This window comes from Micromonospora sp. URMC 106, assembly GCF_051386395.1.
Taxonomy (GTDB): Bacteria; Actinomycetota; Actinomycetes; order Mycobacteriales; family Micromonosporaceae; genus Micromonospora.
Genome location: NZ_JBPQTP010000170.1, coordinates 1 through 9,687, shown reverse-complemented (window position 1 = coordinate 9,687; position 9,687 = coordinate 1). Strand labels below are relative to the sequence as shown.

The 9,687-nt window shown below is 73.9% G+C and carries 9 protein-coding genes; 6 read left to right on the top strand and 3 right to left on the bottom strand.

All coding sequences use genetic code 11. The annotated features are described in order from the left end of the window. From ACSNOB_RS30580 to ACSNOB_RS30555, 6 genes are all read left to right on the top strand, one after another. The coding region (locus tag ACSNOB_RS30580) for a BofC C-terminal domain-containing protein (protein WP_436690751.1) at window positions 1-595 on the top strand (595 nt) is incomplete at its 5' end. A 27-nt stretch (window positions 596-622) separates the two neighbouring features. After that, window positions 623-2,116 carry an FtsW/RodA/SpoVE family cell cycle protein gene (locus tag ACSNOB_RS30575; RefSeq protein WP_436690749.1) on the top strand — a complete coding sequence of 498 codons (1,494 nt, stop codon included), beginning with the start codon at window positions 623-625 and terminating at the stop codon, window positions 2,114-2,116. Then, window positions 2,113-3,621, top strand: a complete 1,509-nt coding sequence (locus tag ACSNOB_RS30570) for a peptidoglycan D,D-transpeptidase FtsI family protein (protein ID WP_436690747.1) — start codon at window positions 2,113-2,115, stop codon at window positions 3,619-3,621. Before ACSNOB_RS30575 ends, ACSNOB_RS30570 begins: the two co-directional genes overlap by 4 nt. 1 nt (window position 3,622) lies before the next feature. Further along, window positions 3,623-4,984, top strand: coding sequence for a protein kinase domain-containing protein (locus ACSNOB_RS30565; RefSeq protein ID WP_436690745.1), 1,362 nt, complete (start codon window positions 3,623-3,625; stop codon window positions 4,982-4,984). Next, complete coding sequence (pknB, locus tag ACSNOB_RS30560) at window positions 4,981-6,786, top strand: Stk1 family PASTA domain-containing Ser/Thr kinase (protein WP_436690743.1); 1,806 nt, start codon at window positions 4,981-4,983, stop codon at window positions 6,784-6,786. The genes ACSNOB_RS30565 and pknB overlap by 4 nt, the downstream gene beginning before the upstream one ends. A gap of 10 nt (window positions 6,787-6,796) precedes the next feature. Beyond that, window positions 6,797-7,471, top strand: a complete 675-nt coding sequence (locus ACSNOB_RS30555; RefSeq protein WP_393108159.1) for a SanA/YdcF family protein — start codon at window positions 6,797-6,799, stop codon at window positions 7,469-7,471. 36 nt (window positions 7,472-7,507) lie between these two features. Here the strand turns inward: ACSNOB_RS30555 and ACSNOB_RS30550 are convergent, their stop codons facing one another. The 3 genes from ACSNOB_RS30550 to ACSNOB_RS30540 form a co-directional block, all read right to left on the bottom strand. Beyond that, window positions 7,508-8,158 (bottom strand): aminodeoxychorismate/anthranilate synthase component II, encoded by a 651-nt coding sequence (locus tag ACSNOB_RS30550; RefSeq protein WP_436690741.1) that lies wholly within the window; start codon window positions 8,156-8,158, stop codon window positions 7,508-7,510. A gap of 7 nt (window positions 8,159-8,165) precedes the next feature. After that, window positions 8,166-8,444, bottom strand: a complete 279-nt coding sequence (locus ACSNOB_RS30545) for a hypothetical protein (RefSeq protein WP_436690739.1) — start codon at window positions 8,442-8,444, stop codon at window positions 8,166-8,168. 2 nt (window positions 8,445-8,446) lie between these two features. Continuing rightward, window positions 8,447-9,687: class E sortase (locus ACSNOB_RS30540; RefSeq protein ID WP_436690737.1), on the bottom strand; the 1,241-nt coding region annotated here is incomplete at its 5' end.

Genomic DNA, 9,687 nt, shown 5'->3' with positions numbered 1-9,687 from the left:
GCCCCCCGCCCCCGAGGAGCCCGCGGCCGACGACGACGAGCCGGAACGCCCGAAGCGCCGGCCGGTGCGCGCCGCCGCGATGACGTTGGCGCTGCTGGTGCTCCTCGGCGGGGCGGTCTTCGGCGGCTGGAGCTACACCCAGCGGCAGTACTACGTCGGCGCGACCGAGGACGGCCAGGTCGCGGTGTTCCGGGGGATCCAGGGCGAGATCGCCGGCATGGACCTCTCCACCGTGCACTCCACCAGCCCGGCCGACCTGGACGACCTCACCCTGGCCGCCCAGGAGCAGGTGAAGCAGGGCATCCCGGCCAAGAGCGCGCCGGACGCCGCGCGCCGGCTGGCCGAGCTGACCAGCGACAGCCCCACGAACCCGAACCTGAAGCCGACCTGCCCGCCCAGCCCGAGCGCGGTGGCCGTCACCACCAGCCCGACGCCGACCGGGGGCCCGGCGACGCCGCGCCCCACGGCCAGCGGCAGCCCGGCGGCCAGCGGCCGTCCGACGACGCCGGCCGCGTCGACCACCACGCCCGACGCCCTGCCCTCCGACACCGTCTCGCCGACGCTCGATCCGGCCGCCTGTCGGTCGCCGGAGTGAGCGTCGGCTCGAATCCGAGGACGATCCGTGACCGCAGCGGCCACCCCGGCACCCTCGCCCGCCACCACGGGCGAGCAGCCCGGCGTGCGCCTGGCCCGGTCCCGGCGTAACGCCGAGCTATCGCTGCTGCTGCTGGCCATGGTGCTGGTGGCCGCGTACGGGGCGATGGTCGAGGCGAACGTGCTCGACACGGTCACCGCCGACTTCTGGATGCCGGCCGCCGCGCTCACGGCGGTCTTCCTCGGCCTGCACCTGGTGATCCGGTTCCTGGCGCCCTTCGCCGATCCGGCCCTGCTGCCGGCGGTCGCGCTGCTCAACGGCATCGGGGTGGGCTTCCTGCGCCGGCTCGACCTGGGCAGCGCCGCCCCCGCCGAGCGGGCGGACCTGGCCGTCTTCGCCGGCAACGGTGGCCGGCAACTGGCCTGGACGCTCCTCTCGGTGATCCTCGCGGCGGGGCTGCTCGTCGTGATGCGCGACCATCGCTCGATCTCCCGCTACGCGTACACCCTGGGGCTGGCCGGCATCGTGCTGGTGATGATCCCGGCGGTGCTGCCGAGCCGGTTCTCCGAGATCAACGGCGCGAAGCTGTGGATCAAGTTCGGCGACAGCTTCTCGATCCAGCCCGGTGAGTTCGCCAAGCTGGCGCTGCTGGTCTTCTTCGCCTACTACCTCGTCCGCAAGCGCGAGGTGCTGTCGCTGGCGAGCCGCCGCTTCCTCGGCATCGACTTCCCGCGCGGGCGCGACCTCGGCCCGGTGGTCGCGGTCTGGCTGGTCAGCGTCCTGGTCCTCGTCTTCGAGAAGGACCTGGGCACCTCGCTGCTCTACTTCGGCATGTTCGTGGTGACGCTCTACATCGCCACCGAGCGGGTCAGTTGGCTGCTCATCGGCCTGGTGCTCTTCTTCGGCGGCGCCTATCTGGCGTACGTCCTCGGCGACATCGTCGGCGGGCCGTTCGCCAACTTCTACCTGCGGGCGCAGATCTGGCTGGACCCGTTCGCCGATCCCTACGAGGACGGCTATCAGCTGGTGCAGGGGCTGCTCGCGCTCGGCACCGGGGGCCTGTTCGGCGCTGGCCCGGGCGGTGGTCAGCCCGGCCTGCTGCCCGAGGTGCAGAACGACTTCATCTTCGCCGGCATCGGCGAGGAGATCGGGCTGTTCGGCCTCTCCGCGCTGCTCGTCGTCTACCTGCTCATCGTCGAGCGGGGGCTGCGGGCGGCGCTGGCGGTCCGCGACTCGTTCGGCAAGCTGCTGGCCGGCGGCCTGGCGTTCACCCTCGGGCTCCAGGTCTTCGTGATCGTCGGCGGCATCAGCAAGCTCATCCCGCTGACCGGCCAGACCACCCCGTTCCTCTCCGCCGGTGGCTCCTCGCTGATGGCCAACTGGCTGCTCATCGCGGTCCTGCTCCGGGTCTCCGACGGGGCCCGCCGCCCCGTCACGGGCGCGGGCGGCAAGGCGGCCCGACCGTCCGGCGGCCCGCCGGAGCAGCTGCACGGTGCCCCCACGGAGGTGATCAGGCCGTGAACGCACCCCTGCGCCGCGCCGGCGTCGTCGTCATGGTCCTCTTCGGGTTGCTCTTCGCGAACCTGAACTGGATCCAGGCCTACAAGGCCGACGAATACCGCAACAGCGACTACAACGGCCGGGTCCAGGTCGCCGAGTACGAGCGCAAGCGCGGCAACATCGAGGCCGGCGGCACGGCGCTCGCCACCAGCAAGGAGACCAGCGGCGAGCTGAAGTACCGCCGCACCTACCCGGCCGGCGCGAAGTACGCGCACGTCCTGGGCTACAAGCCGGTCAACCTGGCCGACACCGGCATCGAGAGGTTCGAGAACGACTTCCTGGCCGGCACCAGCGACGCGCTGATCGCCAACCGGGTCAAGGACATGTTCACCGGCGACGAGACCGGCGGCGGCAACGTGCTGCTCACCCTCTCCAGGCGGGCGCAGGACGTCGCGTACGAGCAGTTGCGCAACAACCGCCTGGACGTGCCGAAGGGGGCGGCGGTCGCCGTCGACCCGCGTACCGGCGCGGTGCAGGCGCTGGTCTCCATTCCCAGCTACGATCCCAACCCGCTGGCCAGCCACGACACCAACGAGGCGACGGCCGCGTACAACAAGCTGGAGCAGGACGCGGCCGGCCCGCTGAAGAACCGGGCCCTGGGCGAGGTGCTGCCGCCGGGCTCCACCTTCAAGATCGTGGTGGCCGCCGCGGCGTTGGAGAACGGCGTCGGTCAGGGCACCGAGATCCCGGCGGGCTCCAGCTACACCCCGCCGACCTCCGGCACGCCGATCCGCAACGCGGCGGCGAGCATCTGCCCCGAGTCCGAGGTCACCCTGATGAACGCGGTGACCGAGTCGTGCAACACCGGCTTCGCGCAGCTCGGCGTCCGGCTCGGCGCGGACAAGATCAAGGAGAAGGCCCGGCAGTTCGGCTTCGAGCAGGAGGACCTCACCGTCGGCCAGCTCGGCGAGGGCGGTCACCCGGTGGCGGCCAGCCGCACCGGCAGCATGGAGAACACCGACGGCGGCGACGACCCGGCCGCGCTCGCGCAGTCCTCCATCGGCCAGCGCGACGTCCGGATGACCCCGCTGCAGGGAGCCATGATCGCCGCGTCGGTCGCGCACAGGGACGGCACCCAGATGCGGCCGTACGTGGTGCGCCAGCTCCTCGCCCCGGACCGCACCACGAGCTACTACACCGCCAAGCCGCGGGAGCTGCGCCAGCCGATCAGCGGACAGGTCGCCGGCGACCTGCGGGAGATGATGGTCAGCGTCGTCGAGAACGGCACGGGCCGGAACGCCCAGATCGACGGCTACACCGTCGGCGGCAAGACCGGCACCGCCCAGTCCGCGCCGGACCGTCCCGACCACGGCTGGTTCATCGGCTTCGCCCTCGACAAGGACGGCAACCCGGTCTCCGCGGTCTGCGTGGTGCTGGAGCAGGCGGGGCCGGGTGGCAGCGCCGAGGCGGCCCGGATCGCCGGGCAGATCATGCGGGCCGCCATCGCCGACCCCGGGGGCCGCTGACATGCTCAGCCCGGGGGTGCAGCTCGGCAACCGCTACCGCCTCGACGAGCGGATCGCCAGCGGCGGCATGGGCGACGTCTGGCGCGGCACCGACCAGGTGCTCGGCCGGACGGTCGCGGTCAAGAGCCTGCTCCCCGCGCTGCTCGACGACCCGGACTTCGCCGAGCGGTTCCGCGGCGAGGCCCGCACCATGGCGACGATCAACCACCCCGGCGTGGTCGACGTCTACGACTTCGGCAACGACCAGCAGATCGCCTTCCTGGTGATGGAGTACGTGGAGGGCGACGCGCTGTCGGCCACCCTGGCCCGGGTCGGCCGGCTGACGCCGGCCCGCACGATGGCGCTGGTCGCCCAGGCCGCCGACGCGCTGCACGCGGCGCACGTGAAGGGCATCGTGCACCGGGACGTGAAGCCGGGCAACCTGCTGGTCCGGCCCAACGGCACGCTGGTGCTCACCGACTTCGGCATCGCCCGGTCGGACCTGGTCGCCCAGCTCACCGCGGCCGGCTCGGTGCTCGGTACCGCCTCGTACATCTCCCCGGAGCAGGCCACCGGCGGGGTCGCCACGCCCGCCTCGGACGTCTACGCGCTCGGCGTGGTCGCGTACCAGTGCCTGGCCGGCCGGCGCCCCTTCGAGGGCGACAACCCCCTCGAGATCGCCATGCGGCACGTCCGGGAGGCCCCCCGCCCGTTGCCCGCCGACATCCCGCCGCAGGTCCGCGCCGTGGTGGAGCGGGCGCTGGCGAAGGACCCGGCGGCCCGCTGGCCCAGCGCCGCGGCGCTGGCCGGGGTGGCGCGGCAACTGAAGGCCCAGCTCTCCCAGCAGGCCCGTGCCGGTGGCCGGCCGATCTCCGCCGCCCCGGCGTCGCCGGCGGCCCCGCCCGGCCGCGCCCAGGTGCCGGCGCCGACGGCGCGCCCGCCCGCGGCGGCGCCCCGTCCGGCCGTCGCGCCGCATCGCCCCACGGTGGTCGCGCCCGCCGCGGCGGTGTCCCGCCCGCCCGTCGCCCCGCCGGGCTATCCGCGCGGCGCGGCGCCCGTGCCGCCGGCCCGCCCGATGGCGTACGCGGGGCAGGCCGCTCCTCCGGCGCCCCAGCCGGGTGGGCGACGGTCCCGGCCCGGGATGGTGTTCCTCGCCATCATCCTGGCCGTACTGGTCCTCGTCTGCTCCGGCGTGATTTCCTACAACCTGCGGGAGAGGTCGCAGCAGTCCGGCGCAGCCGACGCGGTCCTCCCGCGGACGGTGACGTCCGGCGCGCTGCGGCCCGACGGACGCGACGATCCGGCCGGGACGTCGTACCGTCGACAGGAACTGCCCCGGTCGGGCGGCGACGAGACGACGAGCGAAGGACGACAGACGCGATGACAGCGCAGGCCCGCCTGCTCGGTGGCAGGTACCAGGTCGGCGAGCTCCTCGGCTATGGCGGCATGGCCGAGGTGCACCGCGGTCGCGATCTCCGGCTCGGTCGGGACGTCGCGATCAAGATGCTCCGGACCGACCTCGCCCGGGACGCCACCTTCCAGATGCGGTTCCGCCGCGAGGCGCAGAACGCCGCGTCCCTCAACCACCCGGCGATCGTCGCCGTCTACGACACCGGCGAGGAGACCGCGCCGACCGGCGAGACGCTGCCGTTCATCGTGATGGAGTTCGTCAACGGGCGGACCCTCAAGGAGGTCCTCGGCGTCGAGGGGCGGCTCCAGCCGCGCCGGGCGCTGGAGATCTGCGCCGACATGTGCGCGGCGCTGGAGTTCAGCCACCGGCACGGCATCATCCACCGGGACATCAAGCCCGGCAACGTGATGCTCACCCAGACCGGCCAGGTCAAGGTGATGGACTTCGGCATCGCCCGGGCGCTGGCCAGCGGCGCCACCACGATGACGCAGACCAGCGCGGTGATCGGCACGGCGCAGTACCTCTCGCCGGAACAGGCGCGGGGCGAGGCGGTCGACGCCCGCTCCGACGTCTACGCCGCCGGCTGCGTGCTCTTCGAGCTGCTCTGCGGGCATCCCCCGTTCGTGGGCGACAGCCCGGTCAGCGTGGCCTACCAGCACGTGCGGGAGGCCCCGCCGACGCCGAGCGACATCAACCCGGACGTGAACCCCGCGGTCGACGCGATCGTGCTCAAGGCGCTGTCGAAGAACCCGCTCAACCGCTACCAGAGCGCCGGCGAGATGCGGGCCGACCTGCTCCGCGCGGCGGCCGGCCGCCCGGTGCTGGCCACCCCCGTACTGCCGCAGGACGAGACGACGCGGGTCGTCCCGGGCGGCGCGGGCTACCCGGCCGCCGCCGGCGGCGCTCCGCAGACCCGGCAGATCCCCGCCCGGGTCGGCGACCCGCGTCGGCGCAAGGCGTCGTCCTGGCTGATCGCCACGTTCGCCGCGGTGGGCGTGCTCGCGGTGATCGCCCTCGCCGCCGCCCTGCTCAACCAGCGCGGCGACGACCGGGTCACCGTCCCCACGGTGACCGGCCTGACCCAGCAGGAGGCGTTCACCCGGATCGAGCAGGCCCAACTGGTGCCCAAGGCGGGCGAGCAGGTCTTCAACGCCACCTGCAAGAAGGGCGAGGTGGTCAACCAGACGCCGGCTGCCAACTCTCCCCTGGAGCCCAACCGGGAGGTCGTCGTCCAGGTCTGCGGCGGCCCGGCCACGAAGGCCATTCCGACCGGCCTCAAGGGCTCCACCTATGAGAGTGCCGAGAAGCGCCTGAAGGACGAGGGCTTCGACGTCAAGAGGGTGGAGAAGGACAGCCCGCAGCAGGAGGGCATCGTCTTGGGGGTGTCGCCCGAGGAGGGGAAGCAGGTCGCCGAGGGGGCCGAGGTCACGCTCACCGTCTCCAAGGGCAACGTCGCCCGGGTGCCCAACGTGGTCGGCTCCACCGAGGACGACGCCAGGGAAGAGCTGGAGGACGCCGGCTACGACGTCGACGTCGAGCAGGGCCGGGAGGTGCCGGCGGCCGAGGCCGGCCGGGTCCTCTCGCAGGACCCGCGACCGGGCTCGAACCTCGCGAAGGGCAAGACCGTGACCATCGTGGTCAGCGTCCCGCAGGTCGACCCGACGCCGACCGACTCGCCGAGCCCGACGCCCAGCGCCACGTCCTCCACGCCCTCTGGGGGCGGCGGTGGCTTCCCGCTGCCGACCACCCCGCCGGGCCGGCTCCCCGAGCAGTGACCCGCGGCGGGTGACCCGTGCGAACCGGTGGCGGCGACACCTGACCCGTGCGGCGGTCGTCGGCCTGGCCGCGCTGCTCCTGGCCAGTCTTCCCTGGCTGTGGACGACGGTCGCGGCTCGCGGCCACGTCCACGACGAGGCCGACGCGCCGGCCGCCGACGTGGTGATCGTCCTGGGCACCGCGGTGGCGGCGGACGGACGCCGACCCGGGGACCGGCTCACCGGCCGTTTGGAGACCGCCGCCGAGCTGGTGAAGAGCGGGCGTGCCCGGGTGGTCCTCGTGTCGGGCGACGGGGGCGGCACGTCCGGCGACGAGCCGGCGGTGATGACCGCCTACCTGACCGAGCGGCTTGGCGTCGACCCGCGTCGCGTCGTGGCCGACCCGTTCGGTTTGGACACGTACGACAGCTGTGCCCGGGCACGCGAGGTGTACGGAGTCGAGCGGGCCCTGATCGTGACCCAGTCCTACCACCTGTCCCGGGCGGTGACGCTGTGCCGACACCTCGGCGTCGAGGCCGAGGGGGTGACTGCCCGCTGTCCCGGCTGCGGTCCCGCCCTGCTCGTCGGGAAGGCGGCCCGCGACTACCTCGCCAGCGGCAAGGCGGCGTGGGACGCGGTGCGTCGCAGGCCGCCCGCGGTCCGCTCGCCGGCGGACCCGGCAGTCCAGGACGCGTTGCGGGGCTGACCGTCCGGCCCTGAAGGCCGGCGGCGCCGGGCCGCCTCAGCCGGCGGCGAAGGCGGCGCGGCGGCGGGCGTCCACCTCGGCGGCCAGCTCCGGGGCCCGCTCCAGCGCCGCCGGGTGGCCGCAGGCGGCGAGCCAGTTCGCCAGCATCAGGTGGCCGCCCTCGGTCAGCACCGACTCGGGGTGGAACTGGACGCCCTCGATCGGCAGCGTCCGGTGGCGCATCGCCATCACCACGCCCGAACCGGTCCAGCCGGTGACCTCCAGCTCCTCGGGCAGCGTCTCGGGCAGCACCGCGAGCGAGTGGTAGCGGGTCGCGGTGAACGGGTCCGGCAGGCCGGCAAGCACCCCGACGCCCTGGTGGCGGACCTCGGAGGTCTTGCCGTGCAGCAACTCGGGGGCGCGGGTCACCGTCGCGCCGAACGCCTCGCCGATCGCCTGGTGCCCGAGGCAGACGCCGAAGATCGGCAGCTCGCCCGCGTACCGGCGGATGACGTCGAGGCAGATGCCGGCCCGGTCGGGGCTGCCCGGACCGGGCGAGAGCAGCACGCCGGCCGCCCCGACCCTCCCCACCTCGGCGACGTCGATCTCGTCGTTGCGCCGGACCTCGCAGTCGACGCCGAGCTGGCCCAGGTACTGCACGAGGTTGAACACGAACGAGTCGTAGTTGTCGATCACCAGGACACGCATCAGGGGCTCACTCGTCCGGGGAGGCGGGCGGGGTGTTGTTCCGCTCGGTGTCGTACGGCAGGTCGTGCTCGTCGCCGGGCGGGGCGTCGCCGTCGCCCGGCACCACGTCACCGGCGGGGTCGCCGGAGTCCTGGGTGACCTGCACGTCGTCGAAGGGCAGCAGGGGCTCGGCCCACGGGAAGACCACGTACCAGAGCAGGGCCACCATCGCGCTGGCGATCAGGAGGCTGCCGACGAGCTTGCCGGGCAGCCCGAAGGGAAGCTTGCGCCAGATCCAGCCGTACACGCCTAGCCTCCCAGTTCCGCCGGCCGGCCCGCCGACTTCGGCTGGGTGCGCGCCAACTCGGCGTGGATGATCAGGCGCTGGTAGTTGTCGAACTTCGGGTTGCAGGTGGTCAGGGTGAGCATCCGCTTCGTCGGCTTGTCCCCCGGCCTGCCCGGCACGGGCGCCACCACCTCGACCTGGGTGGGCTTGACGATCCGGCTCTGGGTCACCTTGTAGACGTACCAGTCGGTCTTGCTCTCCACCACGATGGCGTCGCCGTCGTTGAGCTCGTCGAGCCGCCAGAAGGTGGCCCGGTTGCGGTGCCCGGCGACGGAGAAGTTGCCCACCTGGCCCGGCAGGGCACTGGACGGGTAGTGGCCGGGCGCGTACCGGATGTCCTTCTGGGTGACGCCCTCGACCACGACCCAGTTCTTGTCCAGCTTGGGGATGTAGAGCCCCGCGATCGGCTTGCCCTGCACGGGCGGCTTCGGCTTCGTGGACGCGCTGGCCGACGGCGCGACGGTCGGGTCGCCCTCCGGGCCCCACGCCTGCGCCAGCTGCTGGCTGAGGTCGTTCTGGTGGGCGTCGACGATGGCCGACTTGCCCCACACCTCGTAGCCGGCGAAGAGCAGCACCACCATGCCGAAGGTGATGAGCACCTCGCCGGTGACCCGGATGCCGGTGCGCAGCCGCGAGCCCAGGGACGGCCGGGTCAGCTCCGAGTAGACGCTCTTGTAGCCCTCGCCGGTCTGCTCCGGGCGGAGCTGGACGACCCGCTCGCCCCGGCGCGGCCGAGGCTGCTCGGCGGGGGGATCGGGGACGTCCCGCTCGTCCGTCTTCGGGGGACGCGGCACGGCCCCCATCAGGGCGGTCGACTCGAAGAGGGCGGCCGAGCCACTCGGCGTGCGCCCGGAGACGGCCGGGATCACGGCGGTGGCCCCCGGGTCGGCGGCGGCCGGCGAGACCGGCGCCGGTGGCCCGCCGGCCGGCGCGCCCCTCGGCGGGATGAAGGCGGTCGGCCCGTCGGTAGCCGGCCGGCCGCTCTCGGCGGCGGCACGGTCGACGGGCGGGCGGAGGGGCCGTCCGCCGCTCTGGCCGGCGGCCCGCGCGGGGCCCGGCTGCCGGGCGGCGTCGGCCGGCGGTGGCGGGGTGGGCGGCCGAACGGGCCCGGCACCCGGCCACGGCGGCGGCGCGCCGGCACCCCGGCCGGCCGGAGAGCCGAAGCCGGCGGGACCGGCGGGCGGGCCGAAGTCGGTGGGGCCGG